The 16,440-nt window shown below is 64.1% G+C and carries 15 protein-coding genes; 11 read left to right on the top strand and 4 right to left on the bottom strand.

What is annotated here, in order from left to right:
• The first annotated feature begins 165 nt into the window (after positions 1 to 165).
• From CKW35_RS13030 to CKW35_RS13005, 6 genes are all read left to right on the top strand, one after another.
• On the top strand, positions 166 to 471 hold the full coding sequence (locus CKW35_RS13030; RefSeq protein ID WP_016489040.1) for a DUF3649 domain-containing protein: 306 nt from the start codon (positions 166 to 168) through the stop codon (positions 469 to 471).
• Positions 468 to 2,042 carry a PepSY domain-containing protein gene (locus CKW35_RS13025; protein WP_095116084.1) on the top strand — a complete coding sequence of 525 codons (1,575 nt, stop codon included), beginning with the start codon at positions 468 to 470 and terminating at the stop codon, positions 2,040 to 2,042. The genes CKW35_RS13030 and CKW35_RS13025 overlap by 4 nt, the downstream gene beginning before the upstream one ends.
• Positions 2,042 to 2,368, top strand: a complete 327-nt coding sequence (locus CKW35_RS13020) for a DUF3325 domain-containing protein (protein ID WP_016489038.1) — start codon at positions 2,042 to 2,044, stop codon at positions 2,366 to 2,368. The genes CKW35_RS13025 and CKW35_RS13020 overlap by 1 nt, the downstream gene beginning before the upstream one ends.
• A gap of 4 nt (positions 2,369 to 2,372) precedes the next feature.
• A complete protein-coding gene (locus CKW35_RS13015) occupies positions 2,373 to 2,948 on the top strand; it encodes an RNA polymerase sigma factor (RefSeq protein WP_016489037.1) in 576 nt (191 codons plus the stop codon).
• The gene (locus tag CKW35_RS13010; RefSeq protein ID WP_095116082.1) at positions 2,945 to 3,925 is read left to right on the top strand and encodes a FecR family protein; all 981 of its coding nucleotides are present in this window, start codon (positions 2,945 to 2,947) and stop codon (positions 3,923 to 3,925) included. Before CKW35_RS13015 ends, CKW35_RS13010 begins: the two co-directional genes overlap by 4 nt.
• Positions 3,926 to 4,142: 217 nt before the next feature.
• Positions 4,143 to 6,533 carry a TonB-dependent siderophore receptor gene (locus CKW35_RS13005; protein ID WP_095116080.1) on the top strand — a complete coding sequence of 797 codons (2,391 nt, stop codon included), beginning with the start codon at positions 4,143 to 4,145 and terminating at the stop codon, positions 6,531 to 6,533.
• A gap of 113 nt (positions 6,534 to 6,646) precedes the next feature.
• Here CKW35_RS13005 and CKW35_RS13000 read toward each other — a convergent pair whose 3' ends face one another.
• Positions 6,647 to 7,522 carry a helix-turn-helix domain-containing protein gene (locus tag CKW35_RS13000; protein WP_016489034.1) on the bottom strand — a complete coding sequence of 292 codons (876 nt, stop codon included), beginning with the start codon at positions 7,520 to 7,522 and terminating at the stop codon, positions 6,647 to 6,649.
• Between the two features lie 252 nt (positions 7,523 to 7,774).
• Between CKW35_RS13000 and CKW35_RS12995 the strand changes: the two genes are divergently transcribed.
• Entirely contained in the window at positions 7,775 to 8,677 is a 903-nt protein-coding gene (locus CKW35_RS12995; protein WP_016489033.1) for a DMT family transporter, read from the top strand.
• 72 nt (positions 8,678 to 8,749) lie between these two features.
• Here the strand turns inward: CKW35_RS12995 and CKW35_RS12990 are convergent, their stop codons facing one another.
• Both CKW35_RS12990 and CKW35_RS12985 read right to left on the bottom strand, forming a co-directional pair.
• Positions 8,750 to 9,724: a D-glycerate dehydrogenase gene (locus tag CKW35_RS12990; protein ID WP_023048849.1), complete on the bottom strand. Its 975-nt coding sequence runs from the start codon at positions 9,722 to 9,724 to the stop codon at positions 8,750 to 8,752.
• A 194-nt stretch (positions 9,725 to 9,918) separates the two neighbouring features.
• Positions 9,919 to 10,866 carry a LysR family transcriptional regulator gene (locus CKW35_RS12985; RefSeq protein ID WP_016489031.1) on the bottom strand — a complete coding sequence of 316 codons (948 nt, stop codon included), beginning with the start codon at positions 10,864 to 10,866 and terminating at the stop codon, positions 9,919 to 9,921.
• 192 nt (positions 10,867 to 11,058) lie between these two features.
• Here CKW35_RS12985 and CKW35_RS12980 point away from each other — a divergent pair, with 192 nt between their 5' ends.
• The 4 genes from CKW35_RS12980 to CKW35_RS12965 are packed head-to-tail and all read left to right on the top strand — an operon-like array spanning position 11,059 to position 15,823.
• Positions 11,059 to 12,588, top strand: coding sequence for an efflux transporter outer membrane subunit (locus CKW35_RS12980; RefSeq protein WP_070086839.1), 1,530 nt, complete (start codon positions 11,059 to 11,061; stop codon positions 12,586 to 12,588).
• Complete coding sequence (locus CKW35_RS12975) at positions 12,585 to 14,762, top strand: FUSC family protein (protein WP_023048186.1); 2,178 nt, start codon at positions 12,585 to 12,587, stop codon at positions 14,760 to 14,762. Before CKW35_RS12980 ends, CKW35_RS12975 begins: the two co-directional genes overlap by 4 nt.
• Positions 14,752 to 14,952, top strand: coding sequence for a DUF1656 domain-containing protein (locus CKW35_RS12970; RefSeq protein WP_009685040.1), 201 nt, complete (start codon positions 14,752 to 14,754; stop codon positions 14,950 to 14,952). The genes CKW35_RS12975 and CKW35_RS12970 overlap by 11 nt, the downstream gene beginning before the upstream one ends.
• 10 nt (positions 14,953 to 14,962) lie before the next feature.
• Positions 14,963 to 15,823, top strand: a complete 861-nt coding sequence (locus tag CKW35_RS12965) for an HlyD family secretion protein (protein WP_095116078.1) — start codon at positions 14,963 to 14,965, stop codon at positions 15,821 to 15,823.
• A 36-nt stretch (positions 15,824 to 15,859) separates the two neighbouring features.
• On the opposite strand, the gene CKW35_RS12960 is transcribed toward CKW35_RS12965, so the two are convergent.
• Positions 15,860 to 16,312, bottom strand: a complete 453-nt coding sequence (locus CKW35_RS12960) for a universal stress protein (RefSeq protein WP_016489027.1) — start codon at positions 16,310 to 16,312, stop codon at positions 15,860 to 15,862.
• Between the last annotated feature and the right edge of the window lie 128 nt (positions 16,313 to 16,440).

The following is a 16,440-nucleotide window of genomic DNA, read 5'->3' as shown; positions in this document are numbered from 1 at the left end:
GCAAGCCAGCTCCCACAGAAGCCCGCTGTCTTCAAGCCCTGTGCAATACCGGTGGGAGCCGGCTTGCCGGCGATAGGGCCAGAACAGGCAGCACATCGCTAACTCTTTGCCTATGAGAATTGAAATCATTATTATTGCACCCCCAGAAAACATCCGGACCTTGCCATGACGCGCAAAACTGCCGGCCTTCCGCACAGCTATCGGCTGGCCGTTGCCTCACGCAGCCTGGCCGCGCTATTGGGCGGCTACCTGTTGGCGTCCATGGCCAGCGTCTGCATTGCCCTGGTAGTACCGCTGCCAACGGTCGATGCCACGCTGACCGGCCTGTTGTTGTCGTTCGTCTTTTACCTGCTGGCATTCATCTGGTGCTTTGCCTGTCGCAGCGCCTGGCGTGCCTGGCTGGGCGTGTTGGCGCCCAGCCTGCTGTTGGCCATGATCAGCGGCGTTGCCTACTGGATGAAAAACCCATGAAAGAAGGCTTCCGCCAGGCGATGGCCTGGCTGCACACCTGGACCGGCCTGATCTTCGGCTGGCTGTTGTTTGCCATCTTCCTGACCGGCACGTTGTCGTATTTCAAGGAAGAAATTACCCACTGGATGCAGCCCGAAGTGCGCAGTCATGCCTTGGACCCGGCCCTCAGCCTGGATAAGGCCCAGCAGTATCTGCAAGACAACGCCGGGCATTCCGCGTCCTGGTTCATCCGCATGCCCAACGAGCGCGAGGCGGGCTTGAGCGTTGGCTATCGCGATCCCAATGGCGGGCCGCGTGGCTTTGTCAACAAAACCCTGGATACGCAGACCGGCCAACCGGTTGAGGCGCGCGACAGCCGTGGTGGCGATTTCTTCTACCGTTTCCACTTCCAGCTGCAGATGCCATACCCGTTTGGCCGCTGGCTGTCGACCTTCTGCGCCTTCATCATGCTGCTGGGGCTGGTCACCGGCATCATCACCCACAAGAAGATCTTCAAGGAGTTCTTCACCTTCCGCCCCGGCAAGGGCCAGCGGTCCTGGCTGGACGGGCACAACGCCATAGGCGTGCTGGTGCTGCCATTCCACCTGATGATCAGCTACAGCAGCCTGGTGCTGTTCATGTACATGGTGATGCCGGCGGGCATCATGGCCAGCTATGGCAATGACACCGGCAAGTACTTCAACGACCTGTTCGGGCGCGACGATGCGCCCAAGGCAGCCCAACTGGCGACGCCGTTGGTCGCCCTGCCAAGCCTGTATGCCAAGGTGCAGGCGCTGCAGCCCGGGGCGCGCATTGGCAACATCCAGGTGCAGAACCCGGGTGACAGCAATGCCCGCGTCACCTTTACCCAATCGGCTGCCGACCACGTGGCTTATCGGCGCAGTGCCAACTGGACGTTTGACGGCGCCAGTGGCGCGCTGCTGAGCCAGGGCAAGCCAGAGAGCGGGGCAATGATGACCGCCTTCAGCTTTGCCGGGTTGCACATGGGCAACTTTGCCGGGCCCTGGCTGCGCTGGCTGTACTTCTTTTTTGGCATTGCTGGCACTGCGGTGATCGGCACCGGGCTGGTGATGTGGCTGGGCAAGCGCCAACTCAAACATGCCAAGCGCCCGCACATGCCGGGTGAGTTGCGCCTGGTCGAGGTGCTCAATATCGTCAGCATGAGCGGGCTGTTGCTGGCGGTGGCGGGCTTCTTCTGGGCCAACCGCCTGATCCCGGTGGGCATCGAGGGCCGTGCCACTTGGGAGGTCAATGCCTTCTTCATCGCCTGGGGCTTGTCATTGGTGCATGCCGTGCTGCGCAGCGGGCGCCGGGCTTGGGGCGAGCAACTGGCCCTGGGTGCGCTGGCCTTTGCCCTGTTGCCGCTGCTCAACGGCCTTGGCACCGACCGGGGACTGAACCATTCGTTGCAGGCGGGTGACTGGGCCATGGCGGGCTTCGACCTGACGGCACTGGGTACCGGCCTGTTCCTGGCCTGGCTGGCCGGCAAGATGCTGCGCAGCCCCAAACCGGCAGCCAGGCGAGCACGCGTGGCACAAAAACCGGGCACTGAAACGGCGCAGGTGAGCTGATGCTGGGTAACGCACTGATTGCATTCGCAGGCTTTGTCGCCCTGTGCCTGGCCATGGAAAAGCACTTCAGCGAACTGCTTGGGCGCAAGCCGCGCCCCGGGCAGTTACGGGTGTTGCGGGTTGCCGGTTGGCTGCTGCTGATGCTGTCGCTGGTCCTCAGCGTGCACCTGCGTGGTTGGGCCCATGGCTTGGTGGAGTGGACGGCGGTGATGATGGCGGGGGTGACCGTGTGGGTGTTTGGCTTGCCCTACCAGCCGCGCCTGCTGCTGGGCGCAGCTGCCGCCAGTGTGGTGCTCGGGCCTTTGCTGGCCGTGTTCGCTGTGTGAACCCGTGAGCGAGCAGAGGGATATCATCGAGCCCGAGGCCGACAGCGCGGGCGGGCGTGCACGTTTCGTCCAGGTGTTCCTGGCCCAGCGTGCGCGCATGGAGGCACTGGTCAGCCGGCGTGTAGGCTGTCGCGCCACGGCTTCAGACCTGGTCCAGGAGCTGTTCCTGCGTTTCTGGCGCCGCCCCGAGGTCAAGGTCGAGGCGCTGGACACGTACCTGTTGCGTTGTGCCGGCAACCTGGCGATCGACCACCTGCGCAGTGAAGGCAGCCGTGAACGCGTGGCAGAAGCCGCGCTGCCAATGGACGACACGGGCATGGCTCAGGCGCCCGAGCAGGCGCTGGAGGTCGACCACGACCTGCAGCGCATCGAAGCCGCCTTGCGCGCCTTGCCCGAGCGCACCCGGCAGATCTTTCTGCTCAACCGCATCCACGGCTGCAAGTACGGTGAAATCGCCAAGGCCATGCAGCTGTCCCAGAGTGCCGTGGAAAAGCATATGATGCGCGCCCTTGAAGCGTGCAAGGCGAGTGTTGCCGAGCCCGCGCCCACCCCACGCCGGCCTGGGAGTGCCCGTCGATGAGCCGTTTGCCCCCGATCACCGAGGCGCAGTCCCAGGCCGCTTTGCAATGGCTCAGCCGCATCAATGAGCAGCCCGCGCAAGCGGAAGGGGCTGCGTTCAAGCGCTGGTTGCTGGCCGACCCTGGGCACCGTGAGGCCTACCAACAGGCCCAGGCGCTGTGGCAGAAAAGCGCCGCTCCGGCCGCGCGACTGGCCGACGAAGAACAGGACGCCCTGCAGCACTACCTCAATGCAATGGCCAGGCCACCGACCCGTGGCCCGTGGCGGCGGATGGCGGCAATGGCGATGGCGGCCTGCCTGATGCTGGCCGTGGGCGTTGCCGGGGGCTGGCACCCGGGATACTGGTTGCAGGAGCTGCAGGCTGACTACAGCAGTGCCGGGCAGATTCGCCAGGTGACCTTGGCCGACCAGTCGCAGGTGACGCTTGATGCAGGTAGCGCCATTGCAGTCGATTTTGCCCAGGGTGAGCGCCGTGTGCGGTTGCTGTATGGCGCGGCATACTTTGAGGTCACTCATAACGGTGAGCCATTCGTGGTCGAAGCGGGCGGTGGCGAAGTGCGAGTGCTCGGTACCCAGTTTGAGGTGCGTGAGCAAGGCGAGGGCGCCCAGGTGACAGTGCGCAGTGGGCGGGTCAGGGTCAGCCCCGCGCAAGGCACTTTGGCGGGTGAACTGACTGCCAACCAGCAGGTGGCCTACAGCGCAGGCAGGGTAGGCGACACCTTGGTGGTGGACAGTGACAACCGCCTGGCCTGGCGGCAGGGGTGGCTGAACTATTACCAGGTGCCGCTGGCGCAGGTGATCGAAGACCTTGGGCGCTATTACCCGGGGCGCATCCTGTTGCTGGATGGCGAACTGGGGCAGCGCAAGGTCAGCGGCAGCTTTCCGTTGACCGAGCCGCTGCTGGCGCTGGATTCGCTGGGCAAGGTCATGGGCTTTTCGCGGCAGACCGTGTTAGGGCGTTTGACCTTGATCCGGTAGTTGCCTGTGCCGGCCTCTTCGCGGGCATGCCCGCTCCCACAGGTACTGCACCGGATTTTGAACTTGTGCCATCCCTGTGGGAGCGGGCGTGCCCGCGAAGAGGCCGGTACAGGGAAAATATTTTCAGTTAGCGGGTGAGGTAACAGGACGTGGCATCCGTGTAATGAGTGAAAGTGCGATTCATTCGCAATCATCACCCTCTCACAGGTCAGCGTCCATGAAGTTCTCCCCGCGTTGCGTCCCTCTCTGGCTCGGCCTTGCTGCGCTGCCGGCCTTCGCCGTCGCCCCCCTGGCAAGCGCCGCCGAGCAGCTGCAGGCCTTTGCCTTCGCCCAGCCGGCCCAACCGTTGGCCCAGGCGCTCAACGCCTTCAGCCGCACCACCGGCCAGAGCGTGGTCTACACCCTCGAACTGCCAGGTGTACAGGCCCCGGCATTGAATGGCCGGTTCAGCGCCGAGCAGGCGCTGCAACAGCTGCTGGGCAACGCCGGGCTGGCCTGGCGGCGCGTCGACGCACGCACCCTGACCCTCGAACCCGCCGACACTTCAGGCGCCCTCAACCTGCAGGCCACCAACGTAACCTCGCAGCTGGACGACTACAGCTACCAGCCCCCGGCCAGCGCTTCGATCATGCGCGGGCAGGGGCCGAATCAGGACATCCCGCAGGCCATCAACGTGGTACCGGCCCAGGTCATCCGCGACCAAGCCCCGCGCAACCTCGATGATGCCCTGGCCAACGTCAGCGGCATTACCCAGGGCAACAACTTTGGCGGCACATCCGACACGGTGATGAAGCGCGGCTTTGGCGACAACCGCGACGGCTCGATCATGCGCGATGGCATGCCCATCGTGCAGGGCCGCAGCCTCAACGCCAGCACCGAGCGGGTCGAAGTGCTCAAGGGGCCGGCCTCGCTGCTGTACGGCATCCAGGACCCGGGCGGGGTGATCAACGTGGTCAGCAAGCGCCCACAACTGCAGCAGTACAACGCCCTGACCGTGCGTGGCTCGACCTACGGCAGCGGCAAGAACGGCAGTGGCGGCGGGCTGGACAGCACCGGTGCGCTGGGCGACAGCAACTTCGCCTACCGCCTGATCGTCGATCACGAAGACGAAGACTACTGGCGCAACTACGGCGTGCACCGCGAATCGCTGGTGGCGCCGTCGCTGGCCTGGCTGGGCGAAGACACGCAGGTGGTGCTGGCCTACGAGCACCGCGAGTTTCTCTACCCCTTCGACCGTGGCACCGCGTTCGGCAGCAACGGCCACCCGCTGAACATCCCCGCCACGCGCCGCCTGGACGAGCCGTTCAACGACATGGAGGGGCGCTCCGACCTGTACCGCCTGGAAGTCGACCATCAGCTGGCCGACGACTGGAAGCTGCACTTTGGCTACAGCTTCAACCGCGAGACCTATGATGCAAGCCAGGTGCGGGTGACCGGCGTCAACGAAGCCAAAGGCACGCTGACGCGCAGCATCGACGGCACCCACAACGCCATGAGCCGCGACCAGTTCGCTACTCTGAGCCTGGCCGGTAATGTGGAATTGGCCGGCATGCAGAATGATCTGTTGTTCGGCGTCGACCATGAAGACCGCAAAGTGTATCGCGGCGACCTCATTCGCCAGACTGCCCGCTCCACCTTCAGTTACCTGAACCCCGTTTATGGTCAGGAGGTGGAAGGCACCAGCATACGAGCCAGTGACAGCGACCAGACCGACAAGCTGCGCACCGATGCACTGTTCATGCAAGACGCACTGCACCTGGACGAGCACTGGATACTGGTGGCCGGCGCACGTTTCCAGCAATACGACCAGTATGCCGGCCGTGGCCGGCCGTTCACGGCCAATACCGATACCAGCGGCCAGGCATGGGTGCCGCACGCAGGCATCGTCTACAAGGTTGATGACCAGCTCTCGTTCTATGGCAGCTACAGCGAGTCGTTCAAGCCCAACTCCAGCATTGCACCGCTGACCGGCGGTGTGGTGCTGGACGCTTCGGTCGCACCCGAAGAGGGCAAGTCCTGGGAGCTGGGAGCCAAGCTCGACATGCCCGGTAGCCTGACCGGTACCCTTGCGCTGTTCGACATTACCAAGCGCAACGTGCTGGTCGCCAATTTCGACAGCGGAACCGGCGAGACCGTCTACAGCAATGCAGGGGAAGTCAGTTCACGGGGTGTGGAGCTTGACCTGACCGGGCAGCTCAGCGAGCGCTGGAGCCTGATCGGCAGCTATGCGTTTACCGATGCCAAGGTGACCAAGGACCCTGATCTTGAAGGCAAACGCCTGCAGAATGTGGCCAGGCACAGCGGTTCGTTGTCGGCGGTGTACGACTTCGGCAGCCTGTTCGGTGGCGACAATCTGCGCTTGGGGGCAGGCGCGCGTTACGTGGGTGAGCGGGCGGGCAACGCGACCAACACTTTCGACTTGCCGTCGTACACCGTGGCCGACGCGTTCGCCAGTTACGAGACCAAGCTTGATGAGCACAACGTGCGTTTGCAATTGAACGTGAAGAACCTGTTCGACAAGGTTTATTACAGTTCGGCGGTGAACCAGTACTTTGTGGCGATTGGGGATGCCCGGCAGGTGAGTTTGTCCAGCACCTTCGAATTCTAGGTATTTGCGGCTGCTTTGCAGCCCTGTCGCGGCACAAGGCCGCTCCTGCAAGGGAACGATGATCCCTGTGGGAGTGGCCTTGTGCCGCGAAAGGGCCGCAAAGCGGCCCCATTTCACGCCTTGAATGCCGAGCGATATTCCCCAGGCGTTGCACCAAGCGCCTGCCGGAACCGGTTACTGAAATGGCTGGCACTGGCAAACCCGCACAAAAGGGCAATCTCCCCCAGCGGCATCACCCCCAGTTGCAGCAGCTGGCAGGCCCGGTGCAGTCGCCGGGCCAGCAGGTATTGGTGCGGCGGTAGCCCGAAACTGGTACGGAACATGCGCGCAAAGTGGTATTCGGACAAGTTGCAGCGCAAGGCCAGTTCACCCAGGGTAACCGGCTGGTCCAGGTGCGCCTCGATGTAGTCGACCAACTGCCGGCGCAGGTTCGGCGCCAGCCCGCCTTTCAGGCGCAGGCCCTGGCGCAGCCCCACCTGGCTGAGCAGCGCATGGTCGACGATCTCGTGTGCCAGGCTGCTGGCCAGCAGGCGCTCGCCGGGCTCGTCCCAGTCCAGCTGAATCAGGTGGCGAAAACGTGCGGCCTGTTGCGGGTCGTCCAGAAAAGTCGCTTCCTGCAATTGCAGCTCTCGCGGTTCCCGATCGAGCAGGCGCACGCAGCCCAGGGCGAACTGTGCCTCGCTGACATACAGGTGGGCCAGGCGGATTGCACCATTGACCACCCAGTTCGATTCCTGCCCGGCCGGCATCACGCACAGCTTGCCGGGCGCACCTTTGTCGGCCGGGCGCTGGCGGCGGAAGGTGCCGGTGCCGTCGGCGATGTAGCACGACAGGGTGTGATGGGTCGGCGCCTGGTAGTCGCGGGCATCGTCGCGGTTGCTCCACAACGCCCCCGCCAGCCCATCGCCTAGGTGTGCGCTGAGTTCCAGCCGGGCGTGGGGCGAGGCGTGCATGGCGTTGAACACTTGCAGCTGGGTGAGTGGCGTCATGGGTGGTTCCTCTGACGGCCATCGTACTGCGCTTGCGCCGCAGTGACAGCTAGCTGAGAGGGAAAAGCGCAAGTTTGTGCAAGCGGTTAATGCCAGGAGGACGAACACTGAGGGCCTCGGCGAGGGCTGCGCCCCCGATTCGCGGGACAAGCCCGCTCCCACAGCATGCGAAGGCTGCACGGTATTTGTGGGAGCGGGCTTGCCCCGCGAAGCGCCGGGCACCGATTTTGAAAGGCCCAAGGAACCGCCGCCATGAACCTGTCACTCTACCTGCTCACCGTCCTGATCTGGGGCACCACCTGGATCGCCCTGAAGCTCCAGCTGGGCGTGGTCGCCATCCCGGTCTCGATCGTCTATCGCTTCGCCCTTGCGGGCCTCATCCTGTTCGCCATCCTGCTGCTCACCCGTCGCCTGCAACCCATGAACAGGCGCGGCCACCAGATCTGCCTGGCCCAGGGCCTGTGCCTGTTCTGCGTCAATTTCATGTGCTTCCTCACCGCCAGCCAGTGGATTGCCAGTGGCCTGATCGCCGTGGTGTTTTCCACGGCGACCTTGTGGAACGCGCTGAACGCGCGGGTGTTCTTCGGCCAGAAGATCGCCGCCAATGTGCTGGGCGGCGGTGCCCTGGGCCTGCTCGGCCTGGGGCTGCTGTTCTGGCCGGAGCTGTCGCACCATGCGGCCAGCCGTGAAACCCTGTACGGCCTGGGCCTGGCCTTGCTCGGCACGCTGTGCTTCTCGGCGGGGAACATGCTGTCGAGCATGCAGCAGAAGGCCGGGCTCAAGCCCATGACCACCAATGCCTGGGGCATGGTCTACGGCGCCGCCATGTTGATGGTTTATTGCCTGTTCAGCGGCATTCCTTTCACCATGGAGTGGAACACCCGCTACATCGGTTCGCTGATGTACCTGGTGATTCCGGGTTCGGTAATCGGCTTCACTGCCTACCTGACCCTGGTCGGGCGCATGGGGCCGGAGCGGGCAGCCTACTGCACCGTGCTGTTCCCGTTGGTGGCGTTGAATGTGTCGGCGGTGGCCGAGGGGTATCAGTGGACGGCGCCGGCCTTGTGCGGGCTGGTGGCGGTAATGGCGGGGAATGTGCTGGTGTTTCGCAAGCCCAAGGCGAAGGTGGCTGAGGGTATTTTGGTGGCTAAATAGATAATCTGTTGCCTGTACCGGCCTCTTCGCGGGCAAGCCCGCGAAGAGGCCGGTACAGGCAAAGTAAGGCTGTCAGCCCTTCCACACCTGCGGGTTCACCAGGTCGCGCGGCCGCTCACCCAGCAGCGCCGCGCGCAGGTTGTCCATCGCGCGGTTGGCCATGGCCTCACGGGTTTCGGCAGTGGCCGAACCAATGTGCGGCAACGTCAGCGCATTGGGCAGTTTGAACAGCGGCGAATCGCTCAGTGGCTCCTTCTCGTACACATCCAGGCCAGCCCCACGAATGGTGCCGTTCTGCAACGCTTCGATCAGCGCTGCTTCATCCACTACCGGCCCGCGGGCGATGTTGATCAGGAAGGCACTTGGCTTCATCAGCTTCAGTTCCCGGGCGCTGATCAGCTTGCGGGTGGCGTCGGACAATGGCACCACGATAACGACGAAGTCCGCTTCGGCCAGCAACTGCTCCAGGCTGCGGAACTGTGCGCCCAGCTCTTGCTCAAGCGCGGTCTTGCGGCTGTTGCCCGCGTAGATGACCGGCATGTTGAAGCCGAACCGGCCACGACGGGCAATGGCGGCACCGATGTTGCCCATGCCGACGATACCCAGTGTCTTGCCATGCACATCGCTGCCGAAGAGCGTCGGCCCCACGGTGGCCTGCCAGTTGCCGGCCTTGGTCCAGGCATCCAGTTCGGCCGTGCGGCGGGCGCAGCCCATGACCAGCGAGAAGCCCAGGTCGGCGGTGCTTTCGGTGAGTACGTCGGGGGTGTTGGTCAGGGCGATGCCGCGTTCGTTGAAGTAGTCCAGGTCATAGTTGTCGTAGCCGACCGACACGCTGGACACCACCTCCAGCCTGGCCGCGCCTTCAAGCTGCGCACGGCCCAGCTTGCGGCCAACGCCGATCAGGCCGTGGGCCTCAGGCAGGGCTTCGTTGAACTGGGCGTTGATGTCGCCGAGCTTGGGGTTGGGCAAAATCACGTTGAAGTCTTGCTGCAGGCGCTCGGCCATGGCCGGGGTGATACGGCTGAAGGCCAGGACGGTCTTTTTCATCGGGCAACTTCTCTGCAAGGCGGTGGGACGAGGGTGGATTCTTCGCGGGTAAATCGGAGCGCTTCACCGCCGCTCCCACAGGTTATGTGCAGGCCTTGAGGGCAGCGCTGTACCTGTGGGAGCGGGCATGCCCGCGAATGGGCCGACAATGGTTAGCAACCTACCATTGTCCACCCCCGCCATGCAGCAGCTTTTTAATTGGCGATCAGCACCTGATGGGTTTTCAGGTCCGCCTCATGGGCGGCGAGAATCTCCGGCAGCGAGTTGCGCAGGTACTCGACCCACGTCTTGATCTTGGCATCCAGGTACTGCCGCGACGGGTAGATGGCGTACAGGTTCAGTTCCTGCAGGCGGTATTCGGGCAGCACCCGCACCAGGCTGCCATCCCGCAGGCCATCGATGGCCGAATAGATCGGCAGCACGCCTACACCCATGCCGCTGCGGATGGCAGTTTTCATGGCGTCGGCGGTATTGACCATGAACGGCGAGCTGGTGATGTTGACCATCTCCTGGCCTTCCGGGCCGTCGAACAGCCATTTTTCCAGCGGGATCACCGGGCTGACCATGCGCAGGCAGGCATGCTTGAGCAGGTCGGCGGGCTTGTGCGCCACGCCGTGGCGGGCGATGTAGTCGGGCGAGGCGCAGACGATGCTGTAGGTGATGCCCAGGCGCTGCGACACGAACCCCGAGTCGGGCAGTTCGGTGGCCAGCACGATGGACACGTCATAGCCCTCGTCAAGCAGGTCGGGCACGCGGTTGGCCATGGTCAGGTCGAAGGTGACGTCCGGGTGCGATTCACGGTAGCGGGCGATTGCATCGACCACGAAATGCTGGCCGACCCCGGTCATCGAGTGCACCTTCAGCTGCCCGGCCGGGCGGGCATGGGCATCGCTGGCTTCGGCTTCGGCTTCTTCCACATAGGTAAGAATCTGTTCGCAACGCATCAGGTAGCGCTTGCCGGCCTCGGTCAGCGCAATGCGGCGGGTGGTACGGTTGAGCAGCCTTGTTTGCAGATGGGCTTCCAGGTTGGAGACCGCCCGCGACACGTTCGCGGTGGTCGTGTCCAGTTGCGCGGCAGCAGCGGTAAAGCTGCCAAGCTGGGCTACGCAACTGAAAGCACGCATGTTTTGCAGGGTGTCCATGGGTCACTCTCGATGTAGAGGACAAAATTGTGTCACGAAGTAACGCAGAAAAGATGAAAAGTTGCCTTCGACCAAAGGCGGATTATCGCTGTTTTGGTAACAAAGATTCGCAGGAATCTGCGCTTATCGCCAGTGCTGCCGCCCCCTAGAATTGCCCGGCCCCCTTCACCTCTTCCTCGGGAAATCGCAGCTGTGCCGCGTCGCATCATCAGAACGCTCAATGCGTTCAGTGCCTGTGCCCTTGCCCTCACCTTGAGTGGCTGTATCGGAACCTGGGGCATCGCCCCGCAAAGCAAGACGCTGCAAGCCAATACCTTGACCACCGACGCGGCCATACGCGAAGCCGCGACCGACGCCCATTGGCCCGACCAGCAGTGGTGGCACGCCTATGGCGACCCGCAGCTGGATCGCTGGATTACCCTGGCGGTAGCCGGTAGCCCTAGCCTGGCCATGGCCGCGGCGCGTGTGCGCGAGGCCAAGGCCATGGCCGGCGTGGTCGAGTCGGCCGAAAAGCTCCAGGCCAACGGCCAGGCCACCCTCAAGCGCCACAACTGGCCTGAGGACCAGTTCTACGGCCCGGGCGCGCTGTCGGGCGCCAACACCTGGGACAACAACGCCGCCATCGGCTTCAGCTATGCCCTCGACCTCTGGGGCCGTGATCGCAATGCCAGTGAGCAGGCTGTGGACCAGGCGCACATGAGCGTGGCCGAAGCCCGCCAGGCGCAGCTGGAGCTGCAGAACAACGTGGTGCGTGCCTATATCCAGCTGAGCCTGCATTTTGCCCAGCGCGATATCGTCAAGGCCGAACTGGAGCAGCAGGAGCAAATCCTGGCCCTGGCCAAGCGCCGCCTGGATGCCGGCATCGGTACCCATTTCGAAGTCAGCCAGGCCGAAGCGCCGCTGCCGGAAACCCACCGTCAGCTCGACAGCCTGAACGAAGACATTGCCCTGACCCGCAACCAGCTGGCCGCACTGGCCGGCAAGGGCCCGGGGGAGGGCGCGCAATTGCAGCGCCCGGCCCTGGCCTTGGCCGCGCCGCTGAAACTGCCATCGAACCTGCCCGCCGAACTGGTCGGCCAGCGTCCCGATGTGGTTGCCAGCCGCTGGCAGGTGGCTGCCCAGGCGCGAGGTATCGACGTCGCCCACGCCGGCTTTTTCCCCAACGTCGACCTGGTCGGCAGCCTGGGCTTCATGGCTACCGGCGGTGGCCCGCTGGAATTCCTGACCGGGCGCAAGTTCAACTACAACGTCGGGCCGGCCATCAGCTTGCCGATCTTCGACGGCGGCCGCCTGCGCTCGGAACTGGGTGTGGCGTCGGCGGGGTATGACGTGGCTGTGGCCCGTTACAACCAGACCGTGGTGGGGGCACTGAAGAACATCTCCGACCAGTTGATCCGCCGCGAGTCGATGAAAGAACAGTCGCATTTCGCTGCCGAGTCCGTCGCCGCCGCGCAGAAAACCTACGACATCGCCATGGTTGCCTTCCAGCGCGGCCTCACCGACTACCTGAACGTGCTCAACGCGCAGACCTTGCTGTTCCGCCAGCAGCAGGTGCAGCAGCAGGTGCAGGCCGCCCGCCTGATTGCCCATGCCGAGCTGGTGACCGCCCTGGGTGGTGGCCTGCAGGCCGGTCAGGATGCGCCGACAGAGGAACGCCAGGCCGCGCCGAAAACCCCGGCCACCCTGGCCATTTTCGACAAGAAGCCGGATAACGCCGAATGAGCACTTCCAGTTTGCCCGTGCGCTGGCTGCAAAGCCTGGAGTGGCGCCGGGGCTTCTTTGCCTGGGCCCGCACCGACGGCGTGACCTGGGTGTACATCTTCAAGGTGCTGGCCGCCGCGTTCATCACCCTGTGGCTGGCCATGCGCCTGGAGCTGCCGCAACCGCGCACAGCCATGATCACCGTGTTCATCGTCATGCAGCCGCAAAGCGGGCATGTGTTCGCCAAGAGCTTCTACCGGGTGCTCGGCACCCTGGCCGGCTCGGCGATGATGGTGGCGCTGATTGCCATTTTCCCGCAGAACACCGAGCTGTTCCTGCCCAGCCTGGCCTTGTGGGTGGGGCTATGTTCGGCAGGCGCCATGCGCTATCGCACCTTCCGTGCCTATGGCTTTGTGCTGGCCGGCTACACGGCCGCGATGATCGGCCTGCCGGTGCTGCAGCACCCCGACCAGGCCTTCATGGCGGCGGTATGGCGGGTGCTGGAGATTGCCCTGGGCATTCTGGTGTCGACCTTCGTCAGCGCCGCCATCCTGCCGCAGTCGGCCAGTGCCGCCATGCGCAACGCCTTGTACCAGCGCTTTGGCGTTTTTGCCGGGGTAGTGGTCGAGGCGCTGCGTGGCGATAGCCAGAAGGACCGTTTCGAGAGCAGCAACGTGCGCTTCGTTGCCGAGGCCGTGGGCCTTGAGAGCCTGCGCAACGTCACCGCCTTCGAAGACCCGCACATGCGCCGTCGCAGTGGCCGGCTGGTACGGATGAACAGCGAGTTCATGGCCATTACCACGCGCTTCAACGCCCTGCACCGTTTGCTGGAGCGCCTGCGCGCCCGTGGCCCGCTGCAGATCGTCAGCGCCATCGAGCCAGGCCTGAACACCTTGGTGGAGCTGCTGCAGCCTTACGTGGGCCGGGCGTTGACCGACGCCGATGCACTGCGCCTGACCCTGGAACTGGCTGCCTACAAAGAGGGGCTGCAAGCGCAGGTGCGGGGCCTGCGCGCCGAGTACCTGGCGACCGACCCCAGCGAATCCGACCTCCTCGATTTCCACACCGCCTTCGAACTGCTGTACCGCTTCGTCGACGAGATGTTCAGCTACGCCCAAACCCACGCCTCGCTGGCCGCGCACAGGCATGAGCGCGAACAGTGGGACGAGCCCTACGTGGCGCAGACCAGCTGGCTGGTGTCGCTGGCCGCCGGTGTACGCGCCTCGGCGGTGCTGTTGCTGCTGGGCAGCTACTGGCTGCTCAGCGACTGGCCCAGCGGCGCCATGATGACCCTCATCGCCACGGTTACCGTGGGCCTTTCGGCGGCGTCACCCAACCCCAAGCGCATGTCGTTCCAGATGGCCTGCGGCACAGCCATCGGCGCCTTTGTCGGCTTCTTCGAAACCTTCTTCGTGTTCCCCTGGATCGACGGTTTCCCGCTGCTGTGCATGGTGCTGGCGCCGGTGTTCGTGCTGGGCGCGTTCCTTTCGTCGCGCCCTGCCTATGCCGGTTACGGCATCGGCCTGCTGGTGTTCTTCGCGATTGGCTCGGTGCCGAACAACCTGACGGTGTATGACCCGTACACCTTCATCAACGACTACATCGGCATGGTCATCGGCATGTTCGTTTGTGCCGCCGCCGGGGCGATCATCCTGCCGCCCAACAGCCGCTGGTTGTGGAACCGCCTGGAGCAGGAGCTGCGCGAGCAGGTGCTGTTCGCCATCAGTGGCCGCCTGCGCGGTATCGGTACGGCCTTCGAAAGCCGTACCCGCGACCTGCTGCACCAGGCCTATGGCCTGGCGGCTGGCAAGCCGCAGGTGCAGAGCCAACTGATGGGCTGGATGTTCACCGTGCTGGAAATCGGCCACGCCGTGATCGAGCTGCGCAAGGAACAAGCTCGCGCACCGGTGCACCCGGCCTACGCCGAGTCGCAGCCGTGGCGCCAGGCCATCCGCGTCATGGGCCGTGCCCTGACACGTTTGTTCTTGCAGCCAAATGCCAGCAACCACGAACGCGCCCTGGTCGCCGTGGACCATGCCATTGCCAGGGTGCAGGCCACCGACGAACCGTTCGCCCGTCATTTCGACACCTCGGTACTGCGCCGCGCGCAGAGCTACCTGCACTTCATCCGTTCCTCCTTGCTCGACCCACAGTCGCCACTGGCACCGGCGAAAGGATTGCACCATGCCCCGTGAGATCGCCTTTCATGGCGTTTACATGCCCACCATGACCTTGATGTTCCTGTTCGCCCTGGGCCTGGCCTGGGGCCTGGACCGGTTCATTGCCAGCCATGATGGCTACCGCTTCTTCTGGCACCCGGCGCTGTTGCGCCTGAGCCTGTTCGTCTGCCTGTTCGGCGCCATGGCGCTTACTGTCTACTGGTGAGAATCCTTCGATGAAAAAGTTCTTCAGCCTTATCGCCACCCTGCTGGTGCTGGTCGCTGCCGTGGCCATCGGTCGCCAGTTGTGGCTGCACTACATGACCACGCCGTGGACCCGCGACGGCCGCGTACGCGCCGACATCATCAACGTCGCTGCCGATGTGCCAGGCTACGTGGTGGACGTACCGGTCAAGGACAACCAGCGGGTGAAGAAGGGCGACCTGCTGATCCAGATCGACCCCGAGCACTACCAGTTGGCGGTCGACCAGGCCAAGGCCATGGTGGCGTCACGCAAGGCCACCTGGGAAATGCGCAAGGTCAACGCCAAGCGCCGTGCCGACATGGACAACCTGGTGATCTCCAAGGAAAACCGTGACGACGCCAGCAACATCGCCAACTCCGCCCAGGCAGACTACCAGCAAGCCCTTGCCGAACTGGCGGCAGCCGAGCTGAACCTCAAGCGCACGCATATCGTCGCCACAGTGGATGGCTACGTGACCAACCTGAATATCCACAAGGGCGACTACGCGCGCACCGGTGAGGCGGTGATGGCGGTGGTCGACGAAAATTCGTTCTGGGTGTACGGGTTCTTCGAGGAGACCAAGCTGCCGCACCTGAAGGTGGGTGACCAGGCCGAGTTGCAGATGATGAGCGGCGAGCGCATCAAGGGGCATGTGGAGAGCATTGCCCGCGGCATCTATGACCGCGACAACCCACAAAGCCGCGAGCTGATCGCCGATGTGAACCCCACCTTCAACTGGGTGCGCCTGGCACAGCGGGTGCCGGTGCGTATTCACATCGATGACGTGCCGGAAGGGTTTTTGCTGGCGGCGGGGACGACGTGTACGGTGGTGGTGAAGCCGAGTTCGCCTTGAGAGATGTGTTGCCCGTAAGGTGGCACATGTCCCGATTCATACACTCGTCGCCCCCACCAACACAGGTACCTGGACCTGATCGATCACCTTCGAGCTGATCGACGGGTCGAGCAACCGCCCCAACCGTGTCAGGTGACGGTGGCCCATGATGATCAGCTCGCAGTTCAATTCCTGCGCCTTGGCCACAATCACATCAACGGGCTGGCCGGCCACCATGCACCCCTGGCAGGTGAAGCCGGCTTGCTGCAGCTCGCGCACGGCCGCGGCTACGGCGTGGTCGGCATGCTGCTGTTCCTCGCAGGCGGCGGGGTATTCTTCCAGTTCCTCGGCGGTGTAGGGCGCAGGTTGCTCATGCACGGCGAAGGTGGAATCGATGGCCAGCAGCACGTGCAGTTCGTGTTCACCGGGGCGGCAGTAGCGGCGGGCGAGGGTGAGCAGGGCGCTGGAAGCAGGGGAGGCGTCGATGGCGATCAGGACGGGGCTGGGCATGGGGATCCTTGGCTGAGGCTGAGTAATGTGCTTGCAGGTCGGGCCCTTTCGCGGGGCAAGCCCGCTCCCACAGGACTCCCAAAATGCCCAAACGCTGTGGAGTAACTGTGGGAGCGGGCTTGCCCCGC

This window comes from Pseudomonas sp. Irchel 3F3 (assembly GCF_900187545.1).
Taxonomy (GTDB): Bacteria; Pseudomonadota; Gammaproteobacteria; order Pseudomonadales; family Pseudomonadaceae; genus Aquipseudomonas; species Aquipseudomonas fortuita.
The sequence above is the reverse complement of the archived record's forward strand: the minus strand, read 5'-3'. Positions and strand labels throughout refer to the sequence as shown.

Excerpts from the sequence above, each read along its gene's own strand:
- CKW35_RS13030 (WP_016489040.1), top strand. The coding sequence starts at position 166 with ATGACGCGCAAAACTGCCGGCCTTCCGCACAGCTATCGGCTGGCCGTT.
- CKW35_RS13025 (WP_095116084.1), top strand. The coding sequence starts at position 468 with ATGAAAGAAGGCTTCCGCCAGGCGATGGCCTGGCTGCACACCTGGACC.
- CKW35_RS13020 (WP_016489038.1), top strand. The coding sequence starts at position 2,042 with ATGCTGGGTAACGCACTGATTGCATTCGCAGGCTTTGTCGCCCTGTGC.
- CKW35_RS13010 (WP_095116082.1), top strand. The coding sequence starts at position 2,945 with ATGAGCCGTTTGCCCCCGATCACCGAGGCGCAGTCCCAGGCCGCTTTG.
- CKW35_RS13005 (WP_095116080.1), top strand. The coding sequence starts at position 4,143 with ATGAAGTTCTCCCCGCGTTGCGTCCCTCTCTGGCTCGGCCTTGCTGCG.
- CKW35_RS13000 (WP_016489034.1), bottom strand. The coding sequence starts at position 7,522 with ATGACGCCACTCACCCAGCTGCAAGTGTTCAACGCCATGCACGCCTCG.
- CKW35_RS12995 (WP_016489033.1), top strand. The coding sequence starts at position 7,775 with ATGAACCTGTCACTCTACCTGCTCACCGTCCTGATCTGGGGCACCACC.
- CKW35_RS12990 (WP_023048849.1), bottom strand. The coding sequence starts at position 9,724 with ATGAAAAAGACCGTCCTGGCCTTCAGCCGTATCACCCCGGCCATGGCC.
- CKW35_RS12985 (WP_016489031.1), bottom strand. The coding sequence starts at position 10,866 with ATGGACACCCTGCAAAACATGCGTGCTTTCAGTTGCGTAGCCCAGCTT.
- CKW35_RS12975 (WP_023048186.1), top strand. The coding sequence starts at position 12,585 with ATGAGCACTTCCAGTTTGCCCGTGCGCTGGCTGCAAAGCCTGGAGTGG.
- CKW35_RS12970 (WP_009685040.1), top strand. The coding sequence starts at position 14,752 with ATGCCCCGTGAGATCGCCTTTCATGGCGTTTACATGCCCACCATGACC.
- CKW35_RS12965 (WP_095116078.1), top strand. The coding sequence starts at position 14,963 with ATGAAAAAGTTCTTCAGCCTTATCGCCACCCTGCTGGTGCTGGTCGCT.
- CKW35_RS12960 (WP_016489027.1), bottom strand. The coding sequence starts at position 16,312 with ATGCCCAGCCCCGTCCTGATCGCCATCGACGCCTCCCCTGCTTCCAGC.